Below are 23,352 nucleotides of genomic sequence, written 5' to 3'. Positions count from 1 at the left end.
ACCTCCCGCCCCCGGCGCCGCCCCGGCCGGTCGAGGCCGGCAAGGACCGCGGCCGCCGGGGCCGGGGTGAGGTGCTCGCCGAACCCGACACGGCGCAGGCGCGCGGCCAGCGCCTCGTGCTCGACCCCGGCAATGTGCAGCCGCGTCGCCGCGACGCGGGCGCGCTCGGGCAGGCCGCCCAGAACGTCCAGGGCGTCCGTGTCCAGGTGGTCGACCCCCGACAGGTCGAGGATCACATGCGGCGCGCGGTGGAACTGCTGGCCCGTGCGCAGCGCCAGCTGCGGCGCGGTCGTGCCGGTCACCCGTCCCGCCGCCCACACGATCACCGCTGCGGGGGTGGGGGCGTGCAACCGGATATCGAGAAGCTCGTCCGGCTCGTCAAGTCTGCGGGCCCCCGGGGACGGCGTAATCATCGGCCGCGGCGCCGGGACTTCAGGTAAGTGGGATTGGGCTCGGTCAACGGACTGCATGCCGTCCTCCCGCCGAGTGCCGTGATTCGCAGACTCCTGCCCGATACCGTGGACAGCCGTAGCGCTGATCGTCATCTCCTTCTGGTGGACGCGGGAAACTCTCATGCCACCTGGTGGGGTGCCGGATACGCGGATCGGGTGTCGTCGTGGCCGCCCTGGCCGGTGGCTGCCTGATAAAGGGTGAACAGATCCGAAAGACTCGCCTCGTCGAGTTCCGCCAGCAGCGTCGGACCCGCCCCGCTCAGCTTCAACCAGCCCCGGCTCGCCATCAGCCGTTGGCTTGTCGTCGTCAACAGCCGGAGTACCCCGGGGCGCACTCCGTGTGCCTGCGACAGATCGACCACCAGATACCGAGCGCCGGCGACGAGCAACCCCTCCACGCGTTGGGCCAGTTCCGCCGTCGCCCCGACATTCAGCGGGCCCGTCACCGTCAGCAGGGCATGATCTCGGTCGGGCTGTACGGAACTGATGACCAGCTCAGCCGGATCCGCGATCGTGCCCCGCCCATGGTGATCAAGTATCGTCATCCCCGCTCCTCCCGGCTGACGGCACAACGCGTTCCCGCAGCGGGGTGGCAAAGGGAATGACGGACCATCGCCGCCCGCGCGTGTTGGCGTATCCGGCTAGTGGTCCAACCACACCCGACCTTAAGTCGAGCAGCCGCCTTGTGCAACCCTTTCAATGCACTCCGATTGATCCCGAGCGCCCGCCAGAACCAACATCGTCCAACGCCGACGGCGGGGTGCGAAGATCGCGTAGCTCGTACGGGGAGCGGATTCCGTTACCGGACCGAATGTCAAAACATTTGCACTCTCATGATACGCGGACACAGCTCCGGCCGAGCGGAATCCAACCGACAGGCGCGTTTCTATTCCTAATTCTTCGACGCTGTGGGCCCAGGTGGCGGTGCACCCCAGCGAGGCAGGACCTCGAGGGTGACGGCAGGAACGCGGCGGGCCGGCGAGACCGAGAGGGACGGCGGCGCCGGCCGGTAGGCCGTTGCAGTGGCTGCTTCGCCCGCCCACCGCGACCATGGACGTGTGTGCCGCCCGGGATCCGACCAATCCACCATCCCGCTGCGGACGGGGCGGCGCGCGGTTCAACGGTTGGAGGCGCAGCCGTGCCCGAGACTCCTGTTTCTGGTCCTGCATCAGAACCCGGCGACATCGCCCTCGACCTGCTACGCCGACTACTGGTCGCGGACGGCATCGAGGAGTTCCTGACCGACGCCGCCCGGCTGGTCGTCGGCGTGGTCGCCACCGCGGATGCCTGTGGAGTCACGCTCCGGTTGACGCCGGACGCACCGACCCGGGCCGGTGACAGCGATGAGTTCGCCCGGCGGGTCGACGCGATTCAGCACGACCTCGGCGAGGGACCCGTTCCGACCTGTTTGCGCGACGCGATGCCCGTGGAGCTCACCGATATCGAGGCCGATCCCCGTTGGCCGCGGTTCAGCCGATGGGCCCGGGCCGAGGGCCTCGGCGGAGTGCTGTCGACGCCACTGGTTATCGGATCGCGCCCCCTCGGCGCGATCAGTCTCTATGCGCGGGTGCCGCACGCCTTCACCGCCGCCGATCGTCACCGGATGCACTGGCTCGCCGACCCGCTCGCCGTGGCGATTGCGGTGGCCGTCCGCCTGGCCGAGCGCGCGGAGCGCAACCGCAACCTGGAAATCGCGCTCACCTCTCGAGCCACCGTTGACCAGGCTCTCGGCATTCTGATGGACCGGTATCGCGTCAACGCACAGGAGGCGTTCCAGTTGCTGCGTCGCCGTTCGCAACACACCAACGTCAAGCTCCGTGACGTCGCGGCCGCGCTGGTCGCCGCGGTCAGCCAGACCCGCCCGCGCGCGGGACGCCCCGATCCTTGATCGCCCTGGCCTCCGACACCGCGGGCAGCCCTGGCCCAGCCCGCCGGGCGAGTCGCAACCCGATAGAGGTCGCGTGCGGCCCGTCGTTGTGGTAAAGCTGAATCTCGCTGGCCACTTCCCGACAACACAGCTGCGCGGCATCTCGATCCGTGGAAAAGAATCTGCGTAGAAGGGCATAGCTGAGATGAGCATTCCGCTCCGTCAGGCGATCAAGATCGGCGCATACCTGCTCAGGCAGAAGCTGGCCGGCCGCACCAAATTCCCGATCACCCTTGAACTCGAACCACTGTTCGCATGCAACCTCGCCTGCGAGGGCTGCGGCAAGATCCAGCACCCGGCCAGCGTGCTCAAGCAACGCATGCCCGTGGAGCAGGCGCTGGCCGCGGTCGACGAGTGCGGGGCGCCGGTGGTGTGCCTGGCGGGTGGTGAACCGCTGATGCATCCCCAGGTCGAGGACATCGTCGAGGGTCTGATCCAGCGCAAGAAATTCATCTACCTGTGCACCAATGCTCTGCTGATCCCGCGTAAGATTGACAAGCTACGGCCCTCTCCGTACTTGTCGTTCGCCGTGCACATCGATGGGCTGGAGGAACGCCACGACGCCTCCGTGGCGAAGAAGGGTGTGTTCGCCCAGGCCGTGGACAACATCAAGGAGGCGCAGCGGCGCGGCTTCCGGGTGACCACGAACTCCACATTCTTCAACACCGACACGCCGCAGACCGTGATCGAGGTGCTCAACTTCCTGAACGACGAACTCAACGTCGACGGAATGATGCTCTCGCCCGCATATGCATACGAGAAGGCCCCCGATCAGGAGCACTTCCTGGGTGTGCAGGAGACCCGCGAGCTGTTCCGCAAGGCCTTCGCCGACGGCCGGCGCGAGCGCTGGCGGATCAACCATTCGCCGCTGTTCCTGGACTTCCTCGAGGGGAAGGTCGATTTCCCCTGCACCGCATGGGGAATCCCGTCGTACTCCCTGTACGGCTGGCAGAAGCCCTGCTACCTGATGGAAGACGGCTACGCCAAGACCTATCAGGAGCTACTCGACACCACCGACTGGGACTCCTACGGTCGTGGCCGCGACCCACGCTGCGCCAACTGTATGGCGCACTGCGGGTACGAGCCCACCGCGATCGCCGCCACGCTCGGGTCGCTGCGGGAGTCGCTGCGGGCGGTTCGCTGACGCCGGGGGCATTACCAAAGCGGCGACGGCGTCCGGACGCCCGAAAGCGTCCTGGTGGAAGGGCGCCCACCCGTACCATGACACGCAGCGCCGGACCGGCGAGGCGCTCCGCGCCAGGCCGGGCGGCTCCCTCGTCGGCGGCCGTTCGGTCGCGTCAGGTCCAGAAGACGGCGATGCCGACGTTGAGGACTGAGAGCAGACCGATCGCCATGAACCCCCCGGTGGCCAGGCTCTTCCTGCGCCCCACGAGCACCAGCGCGAGGATAGCGATCAGGACGAGCAGCTTCACGCCGATCTTCACGTTGTCAACGGGGAGGTCCAGCGCGCCCTCACGGATGCCCACCAGCGCCAGACCGGTGACGAGCTGGGTCAGCGCGCCGTGCAGCATCCCGCTGGTGACGGTGAACCCGCCCCCCTTGGGCCTTCCGGACACCTGAGCGACGAACGCCCCGATCAACACCGCCAAGCCGATGAAATGCAGAAAGACCAAGAGCAACCGAAGGATCTCCACGACGGACCTTTCTCAGGGAGCGGACGCAAGGCGAGGCCTCGGATAACGGACCACCACGCTATCGGGGCGTCCGCGCGCTCAACATCGAGGTCTCGACGGCTACGGCGGACCTTCGTAGTCGCTGGGCGGTGCGTCGCCCTCGTACGGAGCTACGGGGAGCGGCCGGCCGACCAGAAACGCACGGACGGTGTCGAGGATCAGTGCCGACGTGGTGCGGCCCCGCAGCTGCGGGCGCGGATCGGGTGGGGCGGGGCGGTGGCCGACTGCGGGTACTGCATCGCGTAGAAGCCGGTACCGCGCACCGGCGGCCCGGGCGCGACACCGGCGCAATGCAGCGCGGGGGGCCTCGACGACGGCGTCGTTGCGCGCATCGGCCTCGGGGTCGCCGAGGAAGTTGTGGGCGGCAACCGGGTTGACCTGGAGGAGTCCGTAGCCGAGTAGCGCCCGCGGGGCGAGCAGCCTTCGATAGAGCGCGAACCGCTGCGCGGCGTCGAGCCGGGTGCTGACGAGACCGCTGCTGGTGTCGTCCGGGTCGAGCGGCTGGGGGGGAGGACAGCACGACTCGCGCGACATGCTCGGGGTGGGCGCCCAGATAGCCGGCCGCGACCGCGGCCCCGTACGAATGTCCGATCAGTACCATCTGAGCTGTGCGTAGAGGTACACGTCGAACCCGCCGTCGGTGAGCGGGGCGAACACCCGGGCGTTCGCCGCGAGGTCCGGGACGCCGGGGCCACCGTGGAGCACGACGACGGGGGTTCGCCCACCCGGTCCGCGCCCAGCAAGGGTCAGCACTTGCAACCGCGATCCGGTGGCCACCTCGACGAGACGATCACCCGGTACCGCGGCAGGCGCCTGCTCGGGGCGTGGGCCCGCCACGACCGTGGCGACGAACGTCAGCAGCACGACCGCGGAGCTCGCGGCGAACATCGACCGGCGGGCGGTGCCGCGCGGGACCGAGGCGCAGGCCCGATCCGCGTTTCTCGTTGACGGGGCGACATGAGACCAGACAACCAACGCCGGCTGCGGGATGCCTCGGGGTTCGCCCGGAATCAGACCCGGGGCGCGACAGAAGGGCACCGGCTCGGCGCTGGACGGAGCCCGTTGTCCGATCCATTGAAGTTGGTCAATCGGTAGGGCTCTGAGCTGCTCGCAGGGCCGAGATGGTTGGGCGCTCACGGATGATTTGTCATAACGTCGATTATCGGCTCATTTGCCATTCCCGTCGTTCACGGGCAGAGCCCAGTCAGGATCTGCGCTGGTCCCAGATCTCGCTGCGGAGGAAGTAGGTGTCGTAGCGTTCCTGAACCTCCAACAGACCTTCGGGCGGCACCGTCCCGTCAGCGATGCGCTCCAGGTGCCGGAAGTACTCGAACCGCTCGATGCCCGGGGCGATGACGATGAGGATGTCGGCGTCTCGTTCCGGCGCCGCGGCGAAGGTGCGTGGCAGGCCGGGCGGGACGACGACCAGACACAGCCTCGTCGAAGCGTGATGATCAGATCGCGAAGAGAAGAGCGGCGTTGGTGGCCAGTACCACGGCGGTGGCGAAGTGGATACCGAACGCGGCCGCCTTCGTGCCGCCGTGGCGTAGGACGATGAGGGTGTCGCCGAGCGGCGCGAGGGTGACCACCAGCATGAACCACGCCACGATGTGGGCGTCTGCGACGGCGAGCAGGACGAGGCCGAGGACGCCGTAGCTGGAGTCGCGCAGGCCCTTGACGTCGAGGTAGGCGGTGTCCCCGTTCTCCTTGCCCGGGATCCCGTAGCCGGCGGCCGCGGCCTGCGGTACGAGCAGGAACCGCACGCCGATGACGATGATGAAGAGACTGAGCACGATGGCCAGTCCGTAGGCGATGACGGTGAGCATGATCCTCTCTAGCGTTGCTAGAATCTCATGCAACGCTAGCATAGCGAGGACAGACAATCTATCAATGCTAGAGTCGTGCTCATGTCGATTCGGGCGCGCCGGGAGCGGGAGCGAGCGGAACGGGAGCGGTTGATCGTCGCCGCTGCGCGGGAGCTGGCCGAGGCCGAGGGATGGGACGCGGTGACCACGCGGCGGCTCGCCGAGCAGATCGAGTACAGCCAGCCGGTCCTGTACAGCCACTTTTCGGGTAAGGACGCCATCATGGCTGCGGTCGCGCTAGAGGGCTTCGCCGAGCTCGCCGCCGCGCTGCGCACGGCTCGCCGGTCGGCGTCCGGCCCGCGGCAGGCCCTCGCCGACGTCGCTGCGGCGTATGCAGCGTTCGCCGCGCAGCGACCCGCACTCTACGACGCGATGTTCACACACGTCGTCAACCTGCCGTTCGCCAGTCCTGAAGCACCGGCGGCCCTGCACGCGGCCTTCGACGAGCTACGCCGGGCCATGCAGCCCGTTGCCGACGACGACCTGGAGACGCTCGCCGAGACCTTCTGGAGCGGCCTGCACGGGCTCCTCACCCTCATGCGCAACGGCAGACTCCGATCCGAAGAGCACCAGCGGCGACTGGCGCTCCTGATCAGGCGCTTCTCGACCTGACCTCGCGGTCCGCGGGCACGGCGATCCATATCGTGGCATCGGGTGGGGTTCACGGAGGCGCGTGCGTGATCGGTCGTTCGGCAGTCGGAGCCGCGATATTCGCGGCTGCCGCTTCCCGAACGCCGATCAAGCCCCCGGGCCGTCCTGGCGATCAGGCGGCGGCCGGATATGGCCCGGCCGTATCCGGCCAGGACTTATGACAGGTCTAATAGCGGCGCAACGCCTCCCGGATCCCTAGGGATCCGGGAGGCGTCAAGGCTGGTAGCGGACCGCTCAGCCCGGCTTGGGCGGCTGGTCCACCAGCTGGGCCAGGTAAAGCTGCTCGCCGAGGCGGTCCATCAGCTCCAGGTTGGTCTCGAGGTAGTCGATGTGGTGCTCTTCGTCGGCCAGGATCTCCTCGAGGAGGTTGGCCGTGGTGATGTCGCCCTTGGTGCGGCACATGTCGATGCCGGGCCGCAGCCGTTCGACGACCTCGAGCTCGATCGCGAGATCGGCCTCCAGCTGCTCGCGGACCGTCTGGCCGACGCGCAGCTGGAACAGCCGCTGATAGTTCGGCAGGTCCTCGAGGAACAGGATCCGGTCGGTGACCTTCTCCGCGTGGCGCATCTCGTCGATCGACTCGTCGCGGGTGTGTGAAGCGAGTTTGGTGAAGCCCCAGTTGGCCTGCATCCTGGCGTGCAGAAAGTACTGGTTGATGGCCGTCAGCTCGCTCGTCAGCTGCTCATTGAGCAGAGCGATGATTTCGGGGTCACCACGCATGAGGCGACACGGTAGCGCTGATCGGATCGGCCGGAAACCAAGGACTCACTGCCCGCCGCGAAGGCGGGCCTCAATGGATCACGCTACGCGGTGAGCGGCAGCCTGGACAATTCACTCGAACTGGTGGCCGCGGCGAGCAGGGCCTCGATGCGGGGCACACAGGTGCCACAGCCGGTCCCGGCGCCGCATCTGTCGCCGACCTCGTCGATCGTCCGCGCGCCGTCGGCCACGCAGGAACGAAGTTCGGTCTCGGTGACCGCCGCACAGATGCACGCGTACATTCAGGCCATCCTTCACGTGTATTAGGCGAGCCTATGCTGCCATCCGATCGGGGATCACACAAGCGGGTCCCGCGGACCTAACCTGGCTGCGTGGCTCTCGAGGAGTACCGCCGCAAACGCGACCGGCGGCGCACGCCCGAGCCGATCCCCGCGGAGGACCCGGCGACCGACGCGACCGGTCAGCAGCGTTTCGTGATCCAGGACCATCACGCCGGCCAGCTGCACTGGGACGTCCGGCTCGCGGGGAAGACGGAGGATCACCCGCTCCCCCGCGAGCTGGCTCCGATGCAGCCCAGCTCCGGCCCGCTCCCCCACGGCGACGACTGGTGGTTGCAGCTCGGGTTCGGGGGCCGGCGGGTGATCGTCCGGATCGACGGTGGTCGCGCCCGGATCACCGACGCCGACTGCTCTGGTCCACCGCTCACCGGCGCCACGAAGGCGGACGTGCTGGCGCACTATCTCGCCGTCGCCGAAGTGATGGTGGCGCATCTGCGCGATCGGCCGGAGGCGAAGGCCCGCAGGCGCGGCAAGGTCTTCGTCTTCACCCTCGGCGACCTGCCGCGGCGTCTTGCCGAGCACAAAGACCTGCTGGAACCGCTGCTGTTCACCGAGCGGCAGCGTCTTCCCCGCCTGCCCGCTCGCGCCTGATCACCGACGGGTGCCAGGCTGACACCCGTGGGACTGCATCCCTACTTCGACGGCCCCTACCCGCGCGCCTACGCCCATCGCGGCTGGCATATCGACGAGCTGACCGGCTGCGAGAACACCCTCGCCGCGTTCCGCCGCGCCGTTGCGGAGGGATTCTCCTACCTCGAGCTCGATGTGCGGGCCAGCGCGGACGGTGTCGCGATGGTCCACCACGACGCCACCCTGGATCGCACCGCGGGTCATCCCGGCGTGCTGGAGCTGATGCCCGCCGCCGAGATCGAACGCATTCTGGTGGCGGGCCGCGAGCCCGTCCCGAGCCTGGAGGACGTCCTCACCGAGCTGCCCGACGTCCGGGTCACGATCGAGATCAAGTCCGCCGCGGCGGTGCTGCCCACCCTCGGGGTGCTCGAGTGCACCGGTTCCTGGCATCGGGTGTGCCTCGGTTCCTTCAACGAACGCTGGTTGCAGCAGGCCCGCGAGGTGGCGGGCGACCGGCTGCTGACCTCGATGGCGCAGTCGTCGGCGTTCGGGTTGCGCGGGCGTGCCTGGCTGCGGGCACTGCCGACGCCGCTGCGTTCGCTGTCCCTGCTGCCGCTGCTGCCGCCGGTGCTGGGTGGGCTGGCCCAGCTGCCGCGCCGGTTCAGCGGCCTCACCGTCGTCGACGCCGCGCTGCTGCGGATGGCCCACGAGTCGGACCGCGAGGTGCACGTGTGGACCGTCGACGAGCCGCTGGAGATGACCGAGCTGCTCGACATCGGCGCCGACGGGCTGCTGTCCGACCGTCCCGACCTGCTGCGCGCGGTGTTGCGGGAGCGCGGCGCGTGGGCCTGAACCCCGAGCCGGACTGTGCTCACGCCGCGAATCGGCCGCGCCGCTACGCTCGCGCCGTGAGCACCTCCGCCGCGCGGCCCGAGGAACGTCAGGTGCCTGTCTCGCGCGGCCAGGTCGTGGCCTGGGGCCTCTGGGACTGGGGATCGGCCGCATTCAACGCCGTCATCCTCACCTTCGTCTTCTCCGTCTATCTCACCAACGCCGTCGGAGCGGACCTGCCGGGCTCGATCAGCGCCAACAGCTGGCTCGGCTGGTCGGTGGGGCTCGCGGGGTTCCTCATCGCGGTGCTGGCGCCGGTGATCGGGCAGCGCGCCGACGCCGCGGGCCGGCGCCGGCTGTCCGTCGGCGCGTGGACCGCGCTGACGGTCGCGACGATGGCCGGGCTGTTCTTCGTCCGCGACGACTACCACTACCTGTGGCTGGGTCTGGTCCTGCTGGGGCTCGGCTCGATCTTCTTCGAGCTCGCCGAGGTGTCCTACAACGCGGTGCTCAAGCAGGTCTCCACGCCCGCGACGATCGGCCGAGTGTCCGGTTTCGGCTGGGCGATGGGCTACGTCGGCGGGATCGTGCTGCTGCTGCTGGTTTACGCCGGGTTCATCGCCGGGGAGGGCGGGTCGCGTGGGTTCCTCGGCGTTCCCGCCGACGACGGGTTCAACATCCGGCTGGTCGCGCTGTTCGCCGCGGCGTGGTTCGCCGTGTTCGCGCTCCCGCTCCTGCTGCGCGTGCCCGAACCGCCGCCGGCCGCCGATCTGCCACCCAGGCTGGGCGTGCTCGGGTCGTACCGCAGGCTGTTCGCCGACCTGCGGGCGCTGTGGCGGCGCAGCCCGCACACCGTCTACTTCCTCGGCGCGAGCGCGCTGTTCCGCGACGGGCTGGCCGCGGTGTTCACCTTCGGCGCCGTGCTCGCGGTCACCGTCTACGGGATCAACGCGGCCGACGTGCTCGTCTTCGGCGTCGCCGCGAACGTCGTCGCCGCGCTGGGAGCGGTCGTCGCGGGCCGGATCGACGACCGGATCGGGCCCAAGGCGGTGATCATCGGGTCGCTGGCCGGGATGCTGGGCTGCGGCGTCATCCTGCTGTTCCTGTCCGGCCCGACCGCATTCTGGATCTTCGGGCTGGGGTTGTGCCTGTTCGTGGGGCCTGCGCAGTCGTCATCGCGGACGTTCCTCGCGCGGCTCGCCCCGCCCGGCCACGAGGGTCAGCTGTTCGGCCTCTACGCGACGTCCGGCCGCGCCGTCTCGTTCCTGGCTCCGACGCTCGTCGGGCTGTTCACGTATCTCTTCGGCTCCGACCGGGCGGGGATCATCGGGATCCTGCTGGTCCTGCTCGCGGGCCTGGTCACGCTGTGGCCGGTGCGGCCACCGGCCCGGGCAGCGGCAACAGCCGGGCCAGGATGACACCCGGTCGGAAACGCCGGCCGACGCGGGGGTGAACTCCTTCACCCAACCGGTGAGGTAAGTCACAAGTGGCTGACACGTCACAACCGCGTGTGTCAAGGCGTCAGATGGGGAACACTCCTGCCCTGGGCAACCGCTTTGAGGTATCAGCCGCCGTGCTGGCCGATACCGGGGGTGGGGTCCACTGCCGGGAATGAATGTCCGCGACACCGACGTTACACCCGAGTAGACAGTTGACCGTCGAGGGAGGCTCCCTCGGCTCTCTTTACGGGAGGATGACGCATGGCCGACCGCGTGCTCCGTGGCAGCCGGCTCGGGGCCGTCAGTTACGAGACCGACCGTAACCACGACCTCGCACCGCGGCAGATCGTCCGCTATGTGTCACCGAACGGTCACGAGTTCGAGGTGCCCTTCGCGACCGACGCGGAGCCGCCCGCCACGTGGGAGTCCCCGCAGGGTGGGATCGGCAGGCGGGCCGACGGTGTCGAGCCCGAGCAGAAGAAGACCAAGCCGCCGCGCACGCACTGGGACATGCTGCTGGAGCGCCGCACGGTGGCCGAGCTCGAGGAGCTGCTCTCCGAACGCCTCGAGCTGCTGCGTGAGCGTCGAGCGGAGATCGCCTGACGCAGTGGTGACGGTGCCGGTGTGACGCTGGGCGGATCGACGATCAGAGCCGGGCCACCTCCCGTGGGGCCCGGCTCCGTCATGTCCGGGACCGGTCAGGCCGAGATCCGGCCCTCGGTCACCCTGCCCCGGCCGAACCGCTGCGCCAGGCCCCAGCAGGTGACCCGCCACAGCGCCTCCGCCATGATCCCTGCGCTCATCTTCGACGATCCGAGCTCGCGTTCGGTGAAGGTGATCGGTATCTCGCGCACCCGAAACCCTGCCTGCAGGGCGCGCCACGCGACGTCGATCTGAAAGCAGTAGCCCTGGGAGGCGACCTCACCCAGGTCGAGCTCGGCGAGAACCTGGCGGCGGAAGACCCGGTACCCGCCGGTGATGTCGCGGACCGAGACGCCGAGTGCGAGCCGCGAGTACAGGTTGCCGCTGCGGGAGAGCCACTTGCGGTGGGCCGGCCAGTTGCGCACCTGACCACCCTCGACGTAGCGCGACCCGAGCACGAGATCGGCCTCGTCGAGGCCCGCGAGCAGAGCCGGAAGGTCTTCGGGCGCGTGCGAGCCGTCGGCATCCATCTCGACGACGATCTGGTACTCGCCGCGCAGCGCGGCCGCGAACCCGGCGAGATAGGCGGTGCCGAGCCCCGCCTTCCCGGATCGGTGCAGCGCCCGGATCCGGGTGTCCGCAACGGCCATCTCGTCGGCCAGCTCGCCGGTGCCGTCGGGGCTGGCGTCGTCCACGATCAGGACGTCGGCCGCGGGCACCGTGGCGTGCAGCCGTCGCACCAGCGGACCCAGGTTGTCCCGCTCGTTGTAGGTCGGGATCACCACCAGAACCGGCCCCGTGGGCTCAGCCATCGTCGTCCTCTCCTGCCTGGGTGCCCGCCGGCGCCGCACCGGAACTCGCGCGGGAGCGCCGGGTCGCGACAACCGCGACGCCGACCGCCACCACGCCCAATGCGGTCAGCACCCACTCCGGTACCGACCGCAACCGGGTTGCCAGCGTAGTCGTGCCGCGAACGACGGTCTGATCCACCAGGGTCGCCGGGGCGAACTGCGGGCTGCTCGCCGTCACGGTGCCGTCCGGAGCGATCGTGGCGCTCACTCCGCTCGTGGTCGCGACGATCACCGAACGGTCGTGTTCCACCGCCCGGACCCGCGACATCGCCAGCTGCTGGTAGGTCATCTCGCTCAGACCGAACGTCGCGTTGTTGCTGGGTACGGCGAGTACCCCCGCCCCGGCGGTGACGCTCTCGGTGACCAGGTCGTCGAAGGCGACCTCCCAGCAGATCGCGACGCCCACCGGGACCCCCGCCATCGACACCACGCCGGGGCCCGGTCCCGGGACGAAGTTCCCGGCGCGGTCGACGTAGCTGGAGAACAGCCGGAAGAACGACCGCCACGGGATGTACTCGCCGAACGGCTGCACCCGCCGTTTGTCGTTGCGCTCCACCGGGCCGACACCGGGCTGCCAGACCAGGGAGGAGTTGCTCGTCGTCTCGCCGCCGGGATTGCGCAACACCGCGCCGACGAGGATCGGGACGCCGCTCGCGCGGGCGGCACGGTCGATCTGGGCGGCGGCGTCGGGGTTGCGCAGCGGGTCGATGTCCGAGGAGTTCTCCGGCCAGATCACCAGGTCCGGCTGCGGTTCCCGGCCCGCCGCGACATCCGCGGCCAGCTGCTCGGTGACGCGGACGTGGTTGTCGAGCACGGCGCGGCGCTGGGCGTTGAAGTCCAGGCCGAGACGGGGCACGTTGCCCTGCACCGCGGCGATGGTGACGGTCGTGTCGGGCCCGGTGCGGGTGACCGGAACCAGCGCCGCGGCCGGCCCCGCCACCAGCGCCGCGACGACGAGCAGCGCCGGTAGCGCGGCTCGGGGCCGGGTGCCGGTGCGGACGAGCCTGCGCCCGGCTTCGGCGAGCGCGAGCCCGGCCAGCACCGTGACGAACGACAGCAGCGGCACCCCGCCCACCGCGGCGATCGGCAGCAGTGGCCCGTCGGGCTGGCCGAATCCGATCCGGCCCCACGGCAACCCGCCGAACGGCACCCGGCCGCGTGCCGCCTCCCCCGCGATCCAGACCGCCGCCGCCCACCCCGGGGCGCCCGGCAGCCGCGACACCAGCGCCATTCCCGCCCCGGCCGCACCGATGAACAACGCCTCGAACGCGGCGAGCACCAGCCACGGCAGCGGCCCGACGTAGCTTCCGGTCCAGATCAGCAGCGGGGCGAGGAACCCGAGGCCGAACGCGAACCCGAGGCCGAACCCGGTGCGGGCCCGCCGTCCCCGCAGCAGCGCGCCGAGCAGCGCGAACGCGAGCGGCGCGAGCCACCACAGGGTGCGCGGCGGGAAGCTCGCGTAGAGCAGCGCGCCCGCACCGGCCGCGGTGAGCAGCCGGACACCCCACCACAGCCGGGCCCGGCCCCGTGGCGGCCCGGGTGGCGGCGCCGCGGGCGCGGACTGGACGGGGGGTGCGGCGGCCACGGCGCAGAGCCTACGGCGCCGCGGTCACGGGCTCTCCGCGCCCGTGCCTCGCCGCGGTGACCGTCGGTTCGGCACCGCCGAGGCTGTCGAGCACGCCCGGCGCGCCGTGCCGGACGAACCATTCGCGGCCGTATCCGGCGTCGAACCGGTCGGCCGGCACCTGGTCGGGTCCGATCTGGCTGGCGTGCGCGGTGACCGCCGCGTGCTTGATCGCCAGGTGCCGGGTGCCGCCGGTGATCGTGAGGGAGATCTCGGCCGGCACCCGCCCGAACCCGACCCGCGCCGCCCCCGCCGCCCGGTGCACGAGATGTTCGCCGGGAGCGCTCGCGTGCAGGTGCTCCCGGTCCACGGTGATCCGGTAGCTCGTCGCTCCGGTCAGCTCGGCGGTGATCGAGCCGATGTGGTGGACGGCGCGGTGGTCGGGATGGGCGTAGATGCCGTGCTCGTCGTCGTAGATCAGGGTGGCGGCGCCCTCGGCGTCGGCGAGTTCGGCGAGCCTGCTGGCCAGTACCAGCGGATCGGCGCCGGCCAGCGCCCTGGCGTGCGCGCCGCTCGCCCAGCCGGGCAGCCCGGAGTCGCGGCGGCCGAGCAGGACGAGTCGATCGACGCCGAGCAGCGCGGCGGATTGCTCCAGCTCGGTGACTCGCCTTCGCGCGATGCTCTCGTCCGGCGCGAGCGGGATGCGGGACCGGCCGAGATCACCCGCGGTGGCGACGACGAGGACGACTCTGACGCCGGCGTCGGCGAGGCGGCGCAGGGTGATCCCGGTGAAGATCGCCTCGTCGTCGGGGTGGGCGTGCAGGGCGAGGACGGTGTGACCGCGAAGAGCGGTTGCGTTGATCATCGACGGTGATCGCAGACTGTGTGTGCCGCGGCGGCGGCGGGATGGACGGTTCCGGGGTCAGCTGGAGCTGCGACAGCTCGGACAGCACTCCGGACAGCAGCGCCCGGCGAGCGGGTGACGGCTGGTCCGGTCGATCACGCCGCACAGCATGCCACAGGCGCGGCCTGCCGGGTGGCGGCGGGCCGCAGCCAGATCGGTCCAGGTTGATCACCTCGACCAGAGCATGATCGACGGTGGGGAGCCGGGAGCCGCGTTGTCCGTGGCTGCGCCTGCCGAAACGGCGATCATGGTGCCGGGGTCGCCCGGTCGAGCGTCGCCGCATCGAAGAGGACCCGGCCGCGCTGCACCGTCCGCAGGCAGGTGGGCGATCCGGCGGCCCCGTCCAGCGGGCCCGCGCCGTCCCAGAGCGCGTAGCTCGCCGGCGCGCCCGCCACCAGCCGCCCGGCCAGCGGGTCGGCGCAGCGGGCCGCATGGTGGCCGCCCGCCGTATGCGCGGCCAGCGCGACCGGCACCGACACCGACGAGACCGCGGCGCTGTGCGCGGCGGCCGCCCGCACCGCGCCCCACGGATCGACCGGCGTCACCGGGGCGTCGGAGCCGAAGGCCAGCGCGACACCCGCCGCGTGCAGCAGCGCGAACGGGTTCATCGCCGCCGCGCGGGCGGCCCCGAGGCGGGCCGCGTACATCCCGGCCGGGCCGCCCCACGCCGCGTCGAACGCCGGTTGCACGCTCGCGACCACCCCCAGCTCGGCGAGCGTGCGGGCCTGCGCCTCGTCGACCAGTTCCAGATGCTCCAGCCGATGCCGGGCGGCCCGCACGGCCGCGATCGAGGTGGCGCCGACCGCCTCGACGAGCCCGGCCAGCACCAGATCGGCCGCCGCGTCCCCGATGACGTGGAAACCGGCCTGCACCCCGGCCGCGGAACAGGCCGCCAGGTGGGCCGCGATCCGTTCCGCGGACAGGTAGCGGTTGCCGGTGCAGCCCGGGGCATCGGTGTAGGGCGCCCGCAGGGCTGCGGTGCGGGAGCCGAGGGAGCCGTCGACGAACAGGTCGCCGGCCAGCCCGCGGGCCCCGGTCGCGGCGAGCAGCGCCTGCGCCTCGGACGCCGTCGCGACCGCCTCGCCCCAGTACCCGACGACCTCGACGCCGGTGTCGAGCGCCAGCAACGCGGCGAGGTCGTCGCGGCCGGAGATGTCGGGTCCGGCGCATTCGTGCACCACGCCCACCCCGCGGCGGGCGGCGGCGGCGAGGAAGGCGCGCTGGGCGTCGCCGCGCTGTGCGGAGTCGATCGCGGCCAGCGCGGCGCGGCGCGCGTGATGGTGCGCGTCCGCGGACAGCGGCCCTTCGGTCGACCAGCCCGCGGCGCCGACCGCGGCGGGCGCGCGGTCGAGCAGCGCCGAGGAGACCAGCGCGGAGTGCACGTCGATCCGGGTGAGGTACACCGGCTGTCCGCCCGCCGCCCGGTCGAGGGCGGCGCGGCTCGGCGGCCGGGCCGGTGACCAGCGGTCCTCCTCCCAGCCGTGGCCCCACAGCACGGTCCCGGGGCGGTCGGCGGCGCGCGCGGCGACGGCGTCGAGGCAGTCGTCGGGGCTGCGGCAGCCGGTGAGGTCGATGCCGTCGACGAGCAGGCCCGTCGCCGTCACATGCACATGGGCGTCGACGAACACCGGCGTGACGACGGCGCCGTCGCAGTCGAGGACGACGGCGCCCGCGGCGCGCTCGCGGGCGTCGGCGGCGGTCCCGGCCCAGCTGATCCGGTCACCGTCGGTTTCGAGGGCCGCCGTGCCCGGTGCGGCGTCCGGGTCGAGGACTCGGACGCCGCGGATCAGCGTGCGGGTCATCCCGCAGGTCTACCGGATCAGTACGGGCGCCTGGGCATCAGGATCCACAGCACCAGGTAGATCACGAACTGTGGGCCGGGCAGCAGACAGGACAGCAGGAACACCAGCCGGACCATGTTCGGGTTCCAGCCGAAGCGCTCCGCGAGGCCGGCGCAGACACCGGCGATGACCGTCCCGTGCCGCGGCCGGGTGAGCGTCGTTGCCACCGATAGCTCCTTCCGAAAGCGGCGAGTCTCGCCGCTGGGTTCCACTCTGCTCCCCCACGTCGGGCTCCGGCCTCCGGGACGGTCCGGAGATCTACCCTCGGGGTTCCCTGACCCACCGGACGGGTGATCGATATCGCATACCGTGACGCTCGGCTGCTCCGCCCGGTTGAGCCGGCGGCGGTTGTCCACAGGCTCCGGTGAATGACCTGGTCAGCGGCGTTCAGATCGGTCTAGCGTCTGTGATCATGCCGCGTCGCCGTCACGTCCTCGCCGCTGTCCTCGCCGGTTTCGTGGCCGCGCTGACGATCACCGGGCCCGCCGCGGCGAAGTCCGGTGGGGATCTCCGGCCCGCGGTCATCGTCGCGCTGGGCGACAGCGCGGCGTCCGGGGAGGGCGCCGGGGGCTACCTGCCCGGTACCCGCGGCGAGGGCGGGAACTGGTGCCACCGCTCGGCTGCGGCCTATGTGCACCACACCGGCCTGGCCGCGAGGCCGGTCAACCTGGCGTGTTCGGGCGCGGACACCGCGGCCGTCCGGTTCGGGTCCGGCACCCACTACACGGAGGGCTCGCAGGCCGCGCGGCTCGCCGAGGTGGCCCGGCGCTACCGGGTGACGGCCGTGACGTTGCAGGTCGGGGCGAATGACGACCCGGCGCTCACCGCCACCGGGATCGCCTGCATCCGCACGTTCGTCGACCCGACCGTCGGCCCGTGCCGCGACACGATCGGGCCGCACTGGCCGCAGCGACTGGCGGCGATGGCGCCGAAGGTCGAGGCGGCGGTCGACGATGTGCGCACCGGGCTGCGCGATGCGGGCTACGCCGACGACGACTACGAGTTCGTGCTGGTCTCCTATGCCTCACCGGTCACCGAGCGGATGGGCCTGCTGCACGGGGCGCAGGGCTGTCCCTACGGTCGGGCGGACGCCGCGTGGGGCCGGACCGTGGCGTTCCCGCAGCTGTCGCAGGCGCTGGCCGGGGTCGCAGAGCGCACCGGCGTGCGGTTCCTGGACCTGTCGCGCGCCACCGAGGGCCGGGAGGCCTGCAGCCATCCCGATCCGGCCGACGAATGGCAGCGCCGGATCACTGTCGACCCCGAGGCGCTGGTCCACGGCAGGCTCGACGCGATCGGCCTGCACCTGTTCCAGGAGTCGTTCCACCCCAAAGCCGCGGGCCACGCCCAGATCGGCGGGTGCCTCGGCGAGTTCGTCCGCGGCGGCGCCGGGAGCGCGGCCTGCGAGGTGGGTGCGGACGGCACCCTGCACGCCCGGGCCACCGCCCCGGTCCCGGCCGCCGCCTGACGGAGCGAGGACGCCGGGCCATTCGGCGACGCCGTCGTTGATCTGCAAGATGAGGCCGGTCGAACCCTCGCAAGCGATCCCTTTCGCTGACCTTGTGTAGCTCATGTGGTCTACATTTATGCAGGCTGTCAATGTGAGCACGACGATCCGAGTCAGTGACGCCACGCGGCAGCGGGTGGCGGAGTTGGCCGCGGCCACCGGCCGTCGGATGCAGACGATCGTGGACGAGGCGGTCACCGCCTACGCGCGGACACTGTTCTGGGAGTCGTTCGAGGCGAGCTACGCGCAGATCGCCGACGATCCCGAGCGGTGAGCAGCCGTCGAGGCGGAACGGGCCGTCGAGGAGGCCGCGCTGGGTGACGACGTGCGGTGAGTCGCGCGGTGCCGCGGCGCAGCGAGATCTGGCTCGTCGACTTCGGCACACCCCTCGGGCACGAGCAGGAATACCGGCGCCCCGCGGTGGTCGTGTCCGCCGACCTGATGAACGCCAGCCGAGCGGGGCTGGTCATCGTCGTCCCGGTGACCCGCACCCGTCGCGGGCTTCCCTCCCATATCGAACTGGATGCCGACGAAACCGGGTTGCAGGAGACCAGTTACGCGAAGGGTGAGGACGTCAAGTCGGTATCGGTGCAGCGGCTCGTCCACCGGATCGGCCGCGTGCCCGACGCCGTGATGCACGGGATCACCACGGTCCTTCGGCTGCTGCTCGACATCTGACCAGCACCTCTTCCGGTCAGAGCACCACCAGGTCGCGGGGGCGCCGGTTGAGACGTTCGCAGCCGGTGTCGGTGACCACGACGATGTCCTCGATCCGCGCGCCCCACCGACCGTCGAGGTAGATGCCCGGCTCCACGCTGAACGCCATCCCTGGCTCCAGCGGTAGCGCGTTACCGCTGACGATATAGGGCTCCTCGTGCACATCGAGCCCGATGCCGTGCCCGGTGCGGTGCAGGAACTCAGCTCCGAACCCGGCGGCGGTGATCGGTTCCCGGGCGGCGGCGTCGACATGCTCGGCGCTGATCCCGGGCCGCACGGCGGCGACGGCGCGTTCCTGCGCGTCCTGCAGCACCGCGTGGACGTCGCGGACCTCGGCGCGCGGCTGAGCGCCGACCGCGTAGGTGCGGGTGCAGTCGGAGTGGTAGCCGCCCGGCAGCGGGCCCCCGATATCGACGACGACGACGTCGCCGCGCTCGATGACCCGCTCCGACACGTCGTGGTGCGGGCTGGCCCCGTTGGGTCCCGAGCCGACGATGACGAACGCGGCGGACAGGTGGCCCTCCTCGACGATCGCCGCGGCGATCGCGGCCCCCGCCTGCGCCTCGGTGCGCCCCACCTGAAGGAACTCGCCCATCCGCGCGTGCACCCGGTCGATCGCCGCGCCGGCCGCGCGCAACTGCTCGATCTCGGCGGCGTCCTTGCGCATCCGCAACTCGCGCAGCACCGCCCCGGCCAGGGTCTGGCCGGCGCCGGGCAGCGCGTCGCGCAGCCCGAACAGGTGCCGCGCGGGCATCGAATCAGCGACCCCCACCCGCATCGGCCCGCCTGCCAGGTCGCTGACCAGCAGATACGGGTCCTCGTCGTCGGCCCACGTGACGATCTCGACGTCCAGCTCCGCGAGCGGAAGGCCGGTCAGCCCGGGGGCCTCCAGCCGCGGGACGACCAGCGCGGGTGGGGCGCGGTGCCCGGCGGCGGGGACCAGCAGACAGGTGAGCCGTTCGTGTGAGGCCCCGCCGGCGCCGAGCAGATACCGCAGATCGGTGCCCGGGGTGACCAGCAACAGGTCGATGTCCTGCGCGGCGGCGACCTCGCCGGCCCGGCGCAGCCGGTCGGCGAGCAGCTTCGTGGGGGCGGCCGGAGTCATAGAGGCAGACTATTCACCCGCGCCGGCCGGACTGTCACGACCCGACACGCCCGGGGCTGGCAAGCTGTGGTGCCGTGATCCCGTCGCTGATGCTTCTCGACGCCGCGAGCCTCTACTTCCGGGCCTTCTACGGGGTGCCCGAATCGGTGACCGCCCCCGACGGCACGCCGGTCAACGCCGTGCGCGGATTCTGCGACATGGTCGCCCGGCTGGTCGGCGAGCGCCGCCCGACCCGGCTGGTGGCCTGCCTCGACCTGGAATGGCGCCCGGCGTTCCGGGTGGCGGCGCTGCCGTCCTACAAGGCGCACCGGGTGGCGGGCGGCGAGTTGGAGACCGCGCCGGCCGGGATCCCCGAGGAGGTGCCCGCCGCCCTCGCCCCGCAGGTGCCGGTGCTGCTGGAGGTGCTGGCGGCCGCCGGCATCGCCACCGCGGGCGCGGAGGGACACGAGGCCGACGACGTCATCGGCACGCTGGCCGCGGTCGAGCGGATCGATGCGGTGCAGGTCGTCAGCGGCGACCGCGACCTCATGCAGGTCGTGCGCGAGGAGCCCACCCCCGTCCGGGTGATCTACGTCGGTCGCGGGCTGGCGAAGGCCGAGACGCTGGGCCCGGCGGAGGTCGCGGCGAAGTACGACGTGCCGGTCGAGCGGGCCGGCACGGCCTACGCCGAGTTGGCGATGTTGCGCGGCGACCCCTCCGACGGCCTGCCCGGCGTCCCCGGGGTGGGCGCGAAGACCGCCGCGACCCTGGTGAGCCGGTTCGGCTCGTGGGCGGAGCTGCGCGCCGCCGTCGCCGACCGGTCCGATCCGCGGCTGAGCGCGGCCGTCCGGACGAAGCTGGCGGTCGCGGCGCCGTATCTGGCCGTGGTGGAGCCGGTGGTGCGGGTCGCGCTCGACGCGCCGGTGAAGCTGGACCGCCCCGACGCGCTGCCGGCCGCGCCCGCCGACCCGGACCGGCTGGCCGCGCTGGCGCAGCGCTGGGGGCTGGGCGGTTCGGTGGACCGGCTGGTCGCCGCGCTCGCCGCGGCGGGGCAGCGGTGAGCGCCGTGGCCGAGTCGACGGGAGGATCGGACATGCGGGAGGTCGACGCGGCCGCCGTTGCCGACTGGTTCGCGGAGCGTCCGGGCAAACTGATGCATGCCCACATCACCCAGACCGGGATCGGTCGCTGCCGGGTGGACCGGTGGCCGGGGCCGAGCACCGTGCTCGCCGAGCTGCCGGGCAACATCGCGGCCCGCGGCGAACCCCGTCCCGTCCCCGACCTGGTGGGTTTCGTGCAGGCCGCGCCGGAGTGGCTGCCCGCGCTGCGCGAGGTCGACCCGGGCACGGCGGTGTGGGATCGCGTGGTCGCGGTGCTACCCGACGCTGTGGACGTGCCGGCACCGGCGCATCCCGTCCGCAGGCTGGGCCCGGACGACGCCGCCGCGCTCGCCGGTCTCGACCCGTCGATCGGGTGGGTCTGCGGGACGTGGGGCGGCCCGGCGGGAGTCGCGGCCTCGGGCATGGCGTGGGCGGCGTTCGACGACGACCGGCCGGTGTCGGTGGCCTGTTCGTTCTTCGTCGGCAGCGCCCAGGAGGACATCGGGGTGGTGACCGATCCGCACCATCGCGGCCGCGGGCTCTCGACCGCCTGCGCCGCCGCGCTCGTCGGCGAGATCCGATCCCGCGGGCGGCGGCCGACCTGGACGACGAGCCCCGACAACGCCGCGAGCCTCGCCATCGCCGCACGCCTGGGCTTCACCCGCGTCCGCGAGGACGTGCTCTACGCGGTGCACACGCCGATTCCGACGTAGCGCGCCCCGGCAGTTGAATCCCATGAATCCCACAACGGGTACCATCGTGGTATGACGCGGCAGATCGCGGTACGGCTCCCGGACGAACTCGTCGAGTTCGTCGATCGGTTGGTGGAGCGCGGTCGGGCCGCCAGCCGGGCGGCCGTGATCGCCCGGGCGCTGGATCGGGAGCGGCGCCGGGAGGTCGCCGCCCGGGACGCGGCGATCCTGGCCGAGTCGGTCGGGGCCGAAACGGGACCGGATGCCGATCTGGACGCGTTGGCGGAGTTCGCCGCCAGAACATCCCTGGACGATCTTGATTGATGCGGCCCATCCACATCGCTCACCTGGACAAGACCCGCCCCGTGCTGGTCTTGACTCGCGAGCTGGTGCGCCCCTATCTCACCCGGGTGACGATCGCCCCGATCACCAGCACGATCCGAGGGCTGTCGACCGAGGTACCGGTGGGAGCGAGCAACGGGCTCGACCACGACAGCGTCGTCAGCTGCGACAACGTTGTCACCGTGCCGACGTCGACGCTCGGGCGGCTCATCGGCCACCTGCTGCCTGGCCAGGAGACGCAGCTGGCCGAAGCCATCCGCGCCGCGTTCGACCTCGCCTGATATCGACCTCGGGTCGCCGTAGTACTCGAGAAGGATCGGGCGGATGTTCCCTGACCAGGCTTCTGAGCTGGGGATCTGTCGGCGGGGTCGGTGAACCGTGAAGGTCACTGGTCGGGCTCGGCGGGCTCGGCGGGCACGGCGGCGTCGGCTCGGGCGGCGTAGGCGACGAGTTCGGTGCGCCGGGTCAGGCCGGTCTTGGTGAGCAGTCGCTCGACGTGTTTTTCCACGGTGCGGGGGGAGATGACCAGCCGTTGGGCGGGCCCGGGGTCGTCACGAGCCGTCCACACCAACAGCAGCGGCTCATCCACCAGGTTGTCGGCCAGGTATTCGACCACGGCGAGGGTTTCCGGGTCGCCCCAATGCCGGGCGGAACGCGGCGAGCTCCTCCGCCTCACCGAACCCCACACCGAAAGCGGTCCCGTGATGCCGCAGACCGGCCAGTAGCGCCTCGACGAGTGGGCGGAAGGCGGTGCTGCTCCCAGCATCGACAGCCCGGCCGACCAGCACGGGCATCCCCGCCCCGCGAGCCTCACCGGCGAGCTCGCGCAGCAGGCGGGACTTCCCCATCCCGGGCGCGCCAACCACGGTCACCGCGCTACCGCGCCCCTCGCGCGCCGGCCAGCGCGGCCCGCAGCGCGGCCATCTCGCGCTCCTGCCCAACCAGAATCGGGCAGCGCACCGCGGCGCACATACACCCAGGCTAGAACGCTACGTACGTGCCCCGGCAACGAACGTACGTGGCCGGATAGCGCCGAATACGGCTCCGGTCGGGTTCGCCGGGTCCAGAATGCGCGCATGCTGGACCGATCAGCGAATCCCTCTCCACAGCGGAGCAGGACCCATGACCATCAACTTTGTCAGCACGCCGTTCCACACCGGACCCGGCGAGGGCACCACGATATGGCACCTCGGCGCGCTGCTGACATTCAAAGCCACCTCCGAGACCATCGAGGACCGCTTGTGGGCCAAGGAGCTCCTCGCGCCCCTGTCTTGCGTCTGACTTCGTGAAGCAGATCCGGTCGGAAATACCCAGCCACGAGTCGGTGTGTCGTACCGACTTGGAGGCTGTTGATGATGTCCGCTTCGACCGTGTCTGGCAGGAAGCCACGCCGGCGGCTGTCGCCGAGCGAGAAGTACGAGTTGTGGATGTCGATCGTGACCGGGCAGGCCACGCAGCGGGAGGCGGCCGAGCGGTACGGGGTGGACCGCTCGGTGGTGGTCACGGCGTGCCGGGTGGCCAAGCAGGGTGCGCTGGACGCGCTGGCCGCCTCGGTGCCCGGCCGGCCGGGCCAGTCGGCCCAGGACGCCGCGCTGGCGGCGGCGAACGCGGAGATCGAGCGGCT

32 protein-coding genes are annotated in these 23,352 nt (G+C 71.4%); 16 read left to right on the top strand and 16 right to left on the bottom strand.

Annotated elements, in window-relative coordinates:
• Both G567_RS34600 and G567_RS0123890 read right to left on the bottom strand, forming a co-directional pair.
• Positions 1–413: STAS domain-containing protein (locus G567_RS34600; RefSeq protein WP_161631751.1), on the bottom strand; the 413-nt coding region annotated here is incomplete at its 3' end.
• Between the two features lie 158 nt (positions 414–571).
• A complete protein-coding gene (locus G567_RS0123890) occupies positions 572–997 on the bottom strand; it encodes an STAS domain-containing protein (RefSeq protein WP_028931920.1) in 426 nt (141 codons plus the stop codon).
• A 515-nt stretch (positions 998–1,512) separates the two neighbouring features.
• On the opposite strand from G567_RS0123890, the gene G567_RS34980 reads away from it, so the two are divergent.
• Both G567_RS34980 and hpnH read left to right on the top strand, forming a co-directional pair.
• Positions 1,513–2,340, top strand: a complete 828-nt coding sequence (locus tag G567_RS34980) for a GAF and ANTAR domain-containing protein (RefSeq protein ID WP_161631750.1) — start codon at positions 1,513–1,515, stop codon at positions 2,338–2,340.
• A 184-nt stretch (positions 2,341–2,524) separates the two neighbouring features.
• Positions 2,525–3,523, top strand: a complete 999-nt coding sequence (gene hpnH / locus G567_RS0123880) for an adenosyl-hopene transferase HpnH (RefSeq protein ID WP_028931918.1) — start codon at positions 2,525–2,527, stop codon at positions 3,521–3,523.
• Positions 3,524–3,677: 154 nt separating this feature from the next.
• Here the strand turns inward: hpnH and G567_RS0123875 are convergent, their stop codons facing one another.
• From G567_RS0123875 to G567_RS0123860, 4 genes are all read right to left on the bottom strand, one after another.
• On the bottom strand, positions 3,678–4,034 hold the full coding sequence (locus G567_RS0123875; RefSeq protein WP_028931917.1) for a hypothetical protein: 357 nt from the start codon (positions 4,032–4,034) through the stop codon (positions 3,678–3,680).
• 58 nt (positions 4,035–4,092) lie between these two features.
• Positions 4,093–4,674 carry an alpha/beta fold hydrolase gene (locus tag G567_RS0123870; RefSeq protein WP_147201272.1) on the bottom strand — a complete coding sequence of 194 codons (582 nt, stop codon included), beginning with the start codon at positions 4,672–4,674 and terminating at the stop codon, positions 4,093–4,095.
• On the bottom strand, positions 4,665–4,961 hold the full coding sequence (locus G567_RS0123865; protein WP_028931915.1) for a hypothetical protein: 297 nt from the start codon (positions 4,959–4,961) through the stop codon (positions 4,665–4,667). The genes G567_RS0123870 and G567_RS0123865 overlap by 10 nt, the downstream gene beginning before the upstream one ends.
• Before the next feature lie 566 nt (positions 4,962–5,527).
• Positions 5,528–5,899 (bottom strand): DUF4267 domain-containing protein, encoded by a 372-nt coding sequence (locus G567_RS0123860; RefSeq protein ID WP_028931914.1) that lies wholly within the window; start codon positions 5,897–5,899, stop codon positions 5,528–5,530.
• An 81-nt stretch (positions 5,900–5,980) separates the two neighbouring features.
• On the opposite strand from G567_RS0123860, the gene G567_RS0123855 reads away from it, so the two are divergent.
• Complete coding sequence (locus tag G567_RS0123855) at positions 5,981–6,550, top strand: TetR/AcrR family transcriptional regulator (RefSeq protein ID WP_028931913.1); 570 nt, start codon at positions 5,981–5,983, stop codon at positions 6,548–6,550.
• Positions 6,551–6,823: 273 nt separating this feature from the next.
• Here the strand turns inward: G567_RS0123855 and bfr are convergent, their stop codons facing one another.
• Both bfr and G567_RS0123845 read right to left on the bottom strand, forming a co-directional pair.
• The gene (gene bfr / locus G567_RS0123850; protein ID WP_028931912.1) at positions 6,824–7,309 is read right to left on the bottom strand and encodes a bacterioferritin; all 486 of its coding nucleotides are present in this window, start codon (positions 7,307–7,309) and stop codon (positions 6,824–6,826) included.
• A gap of 83 nt (positions 7,310–7,392) precedes the next feature.
• Positions 7,393–7,590: a (2Fe-2S)-binding protein gene (locus G567_RS0123845; protein WP_028931911.1), complete on the bottom strand. Its 198-nt coding sequence runs from the start codon at positions 7,588–7,590 to the stop codon at positions 7,393–7,395.
• Positions 7,591–7,680: 90 nt separating this feature from the next.
• On the opposite strand from G567_RS0123845, the gene G567_RS35755 reads away from it, so the two are divergent.
• The 4 genes from G567_RS35755 (at position 7,681) to G567_RS0123825 (ending at position 11,090) form a co-directional block, all read left to right on the top strand.
• Entirely contained in the window at positions 7,681–8,238 is a 558-nt protein-coding gene (locus tag G567_RS35755) for a hypothetical protein (protein WP_028931910.1), read from the top strand.
• A gap of 27 nt (positions 8,239–8,265) precedes the next feature.
• Positions 8,266–9,069 (top strand): glycerophosphodiester phosphodiesterase family protein, encoded by an 804-nt coding sequence (locus G567_RS0123835; protein WP_028931909.1) that lies wholly within the window; start codon positions 8,266–8,268, stop codon positions 9,067–9,069.
• 56 nt (positions 9,070–9,125) lie between these two features.
• Complete coding sequence (locus tag G567_RS0123830) at positions 9,126–10,466, top strand: MFS transporter (protein WP_051233496.1); 1,341 nt, start codon at positions 9,126–9,128, stop codon at positions 10,464–10,466.
• A gap of 282 nt (positions 10,467–10,748) precedes the next feature.
• Positions 10,749–11,090 carry an RNA polymerase-binding protein RbpA gene (locus G567_RS0123825; protein ID WP_028931907.1) on the top strand — a complete coding sequence of 114 codons (342 nt, stop codon included), beginning with the start codon at positions 10,749–10,751 and terminating at the stop codon, positions 11,088–11,090.
• Between the two features lie 95 nt (positions 11,091–11,185).
• Here G567_RS0123825 and G567_RS0123820 read toward each other — a convergent pair whose 3' ends face one another.
• The 5 genes from G567_RS0123820 to G567_RS0123800 all read right to left on the bottom strand — a co-directional run bounded on the left by G567_RS0123820 (position 11,186) and on the right by G567_RS0123800 (position 16,456).
• Positions 11,186–11,941 carry a polyprenol monophosphomannose synthase gene (locus tag G567_RS0123820; RefSeq protein WP_028931906.1) on the bottom strand — a complete coding sequence of 252 codons (756 nt, stop codon included), beginning with the start codon at positions 11,939–11,941 and terminating at the stop codon, positions 11,186–11,188.
• Entirely contained in the window at positions 11,934–13,565 is a 1,632-nt protein-coding gene (gene lnt / locus G567_RS0123815; RefSeq protein WP_037057980.1) for an apolipoprotein N-acyltransferase, read from the bottom strand. Before lnt ends, G567_RS0123820 begins: the two co-directional genes overlap by 8 nt.
• 10 nt (positions 13,566–13,575) lie before the next feature.
• Positions 13,576–14,409, bottom strand: coding sequence for a PIG-L deacetylase family protein (locus G567_RS31085; RefSeq protein WP_051233494.1), 834 nt, complete (start codon positions 14,407–14,409; stop codon positions 13,576–13,578).
• A gap of 284 nt (positions 14,410–14,693) precedes the next feature.
• Positions 14,694–16,250, bottom strand: coding sequence for an amidohydrolase (locus G567_RS0123805; RefSeq protein WP_028931904.1), 1,557 nt, complete (start codon positions 16,248–16,250; stop codon positions 14,694–14,696).
• A 17-nt stretch (positions 16,251–16,267) separates the two neighbouring features.
• Entirely contained in the window at positions 16,268–16,456 is a 189-nt protein-coding gene (locus G567_RS0123800) for a PspC domain-containing protein (RefSeq protein ID WP_028931903.1), read from the bottom strand.
• A 245-nt stretch (positions 16,457–16,701) separates the two neighbouring features.
• On the opposite strand from G567_RS0123800, the gene G567_RS31080 reads away from it, so the two are divergent.
• From G567_RS31080 to G567_RS0123785, 3 genes are all read left to right on the top strand, one after another.
• Positions 16,702–17,754 (top strand): GDSL-type esterase/lipase family protein, encoded by a 1,053-nt coding sequence (locus tag G567_RS31080; RefSeq protein WP_037057982.1) that lies wholly within the window; start codon positions 16,702–16,704, stop codon positions 17,752–17,754.
• Between the two features lie 133 nt (positions 17,755–17,887).
• Positions 17,888–18,067, top strand: a complete 180-nt coding sequence (locus tag G567_RS35265) for a hypothetical protein (RefSeq protein ID WP_147201273.1) — start codon at positions 17,888–17,890, stop codon at positions 18,065–18,067.
• Positions 18,068–18,123: 56 nt separating this feature from the next.
• Entirely contained in the window at positions 18,124–18,471 is a 348-nt protein-coding gene (locus G567_RS0123785; protein WP_211224055.1) for a type II toxin-antitoxin system PemK/MazF family toxin, read from the top strand.
• A gap of 16 nt (positions 18,472–18,487) precedes the next feature.
• Here G567_RS0123785 and G567_RS0123780 read toward each other — a convergent pair whose 3' ends face one another.
• Entirely contained in the window at positions 18,488–19,615 is a 1,128-nt protein-coding gene (locus G567_RS0123780; protein WP_028931901.1) for a M24 family metallopeptidase, read from the bottom strand.
• Between the two features lie 89 nt (positions 19,616–19,704).
• On the opposite strand from G567_RS0123780, the gene G567_RS0123775 reads away from it, so the two are divergent.
• The 4 genes from G567_RS0123775 to G567_RS0123760 are packed head-to-tail and all read left to right on the top strand — an operon-like array spanning position 19,705 to position 22,009.
• On the top strand, positions 19,705–20,655 hold the full coding sequence (locus G567_RS0123775; RefSeq protein WP_051233495.1) for a 5'-3' exonuclease: 951 nt from the start codon (positions 19,705–19,707) through the stop codon (positions 20,653–20,655).
• 32 nt (positions 20,656–20,687) lie between these two features.
• Positions 20,688–21,407 carry a GNAT family N-acetyltransferase gene (locus tag G567_RS32505; RefSeq protein WP_051233492.1) on the top strand — a complete coding sequence of 240 codons (720 nt, stop codon included), beginning with the start codon at positions 20,688–20,690 and terminating at the stop codon, positions 21,405–21,407.
• 51 nt (positions 21,408–21,458) lie between these two features.
• On the top strand, positions 21,459–21,710 hold the full coding sequence (locus G567_RS0123765) for a ribbon-helix-helix domain-containing protein (RefSeq protein WP_028931899.1): 252 nt from the start codon (positions 21,459–21,461) through the stop codon (positions 21,708–21,710).
• Entirely contained in the window at positions 21,710–22,009 is a 300-nt protein-coding gene (locus tag G567_RS0123760; protein WP_028931898.1) for a type II toxin-antitoxin system PemK/MazF family toxin, read from the top strand. The genes G567_RS0123765 and G567_RS0123760 overlap by 1 nt, the downstream gene beginning before the upstream one ends.
• A gap of 104 nt (positions 22,010–22,113) precedes the next feature.
• On the opposite strand, the gene G567_RS31065 is transcribed toward G567_RS0123760, so the two are convergent.
• Together G567_RS31065 and G567_RS33665 are read right to left on the bottom strand one after the other, a co-directional pair.
• Entirely contained in the window at positions 22,114–22,404 is a 291-nt protein-coding gene (locus G567_RS31065; protein WP_147201274.1) for a LuxR C-terminal-related transcriptional regulator, read from the bottom strand.
• On the bottom strand, positions 22,310–22,576 hold the full coding sequence (locus G567_RS33665; protein ID WP_245585775.1) for a hypothetical protein: 267 nt from the start codon (positions 22,574–22,576) through the stop codon (positions 22,310–22,312). Before G567_RS33665 ends, G567_RS31065 begins: the two co-directional genes overlap by 95 nt.
• A gap of 274 nt (positions 22,577–22,850) precedes the next feature.
• On the opposite strand from G567_RS33665, the gene G567_RS34590 reads away from it, so the two are divergent.
• Positions 22,851–23,009 carry a hypothetical protein gene (locus G567_RS34590; RefSeq protein WP_154667182.1) on the top strand — a complete coding sequence of 53 codons (159 nt, stop codon included), beginning with the start codon at positions 22,851–22,853 and terminating at the stop codon, positions 23,007–23,009.
• 146 nt (positions 23,010–23,155) lie between these two features.
• Positions 23,156–23,352: hypothetical protein (locus G567_RS0123745; protein WP_211224053.1), on the top strand; the 197-nt coding region annotated here is incomplete at its 3' end.

It is taken from the genome of Pseudonocardia asaccharolytica DSM 44247 = NBRC 16224, from assembly GCF_000423625.1.
In the GTDB taxonomy this organism is placed as follows: Bacteria; Actinomycetota; Actinomycetes; order Mycobacteriales; family Pseudonocardiaceae; genus Pseudonocardia; species Pseudonocardia asaccharolytica.
Note: the sequence above shows the minus strand (reverse complement) of the source record. Positions and strands in the feature narration are given on the sequence as shown.

Coding starts and splice junctions, on each gene's coding strand:
- G567_RS0123890 (WP_028931920.1), bottom strand. CDS start 997: ATGACGATACTTGATCACCATGGGCGGGGCACGATCGCGGATCCGGCT.
- hpnH (WP_028931918.1), top strand. CDS start 2,525: ATGAGCATTCCGCTCCGTCAGGCGATCAAGATCGGCGCATACCTGCTC.
- G567_RS0123870 (WP_147201272.1), bottom strand. CDS start 4,674: ATGGTACTGATCGGACATTCGTACGGGGCCGCGGTCGCGGCCGGCTAT.
- G567_RS0123865 (WP_028931915.1), bottom strand. CDS start 4,961: ATGTTCGCCGCGAGCTCCGCGGTCGTGCTGCTGACGTTCGTCGCCACG.
- G567_RS0123860 (WP_028931914.1), bottom strand. CDS start 5,899: ATGCTCACCGTCATCGCCTACGGACTGGCCATCGTGCTCAGTCTCTTC.
- G567_RS0123855 (WP_028931913.1), top strand. CDS start 5,981: ATGTCGATTCGGGCGCGCCGGGAGCGGGAGCGAGCGGAACGGGAGCGG.
- bfr (WP_028931912.1), bottom strand. CDS start 7,309: ATGCGTGGTGACCCCGAAATCATCGCTCTGCTCAATGAGCAGCTGACG.
- G567_RS0123845 (WP_028931911.1), bottom strand. CDS start 7,590: ATGTACGCGTGCATCTGTGCGGCGGTCACCGAGACCGAACTTCGTTCC.
- G567_RS0123825 (WP_028931907.1), top strand. CDS start 10,749: ATGGCCGACCGCGTGCTCCGTGGCAGCCGGCTCGGGGCCGTCAGTTAC.
- G567_RS0123820 (WP_028931906.1), bottom strand. CDS start 11,941: ATGGCTGAGCCCACGGGGCCGGTTCTGGTGGTGATCCCGACCTACAAC.
- G567_RS31085 (WP_051233494.1), bottom strand. CDS start 14,409: ATGATCAACGCAACCGCTCTTCGCGGTCACACCGTCCTCGCCCTGCAC.
- G567_RS0123805 (WP_028931904.1), bottom strand. CDS start 16,250: ATGACCCGCACGCTGATCCGCGGCGTCCGAGTCCTCGACCCGGACGCC.
- G567_RS31080 (WP_037057982.1), top strand. CDS start 16,702: ATGCCGCGTCGCCGTCACGTCCTCGCCGCTGTCCTCGCCGGTTTCGTG.
- G567_RS0123780 (WP_028931901.1), bottom strand. CDS start 19,615: ATGACTCCGGCCGCCCCCACGAAGCTGCTCGCCGACCGGCTGCGCCGG.
- G567_RS0123775 (WP_051233495.1), top strand. CDS start 19,705: ATGCTTCTCGACGCCGCGAGCCTCTACTTCCGGGCCTTCTACGGGGTG.
- G567_RS32505 (WP_051233492.1), top strand. CDS start 20,688: ATGCGGGAGGTCGACGCGGCCGCCGTTGCCGACTGGTTCGCGGAGCGT.
- G567_RS0123765 (WP_028931899.1), top strand. CDS start 21,459: ATGACGCGGCAGATCGCGGTACGGCTCCCGGACGAACTCGTCGAGTTC.
- G567_RS0123760 (WP_028931898.1), top strand. CDS start 21,710: ATGCGGCCCATCCACATCGCTCACCTGGACAAGACCCGCCCCGTGCTG.
- G567_RS33665 (WP_245585775.1), bottom strand. CDS start 22,576: ATGGGGAAGTCCCGCCTGCTGCGCGAGCTCGCCGGTGAGGCTCGCGGG.
- G567_RS34590 (WP_154667182.1), top strand. CDS start 22,851: ATGACCATCAACTTTGTCAGCACGCCGTTCCACACCGGACCCGGCGAG.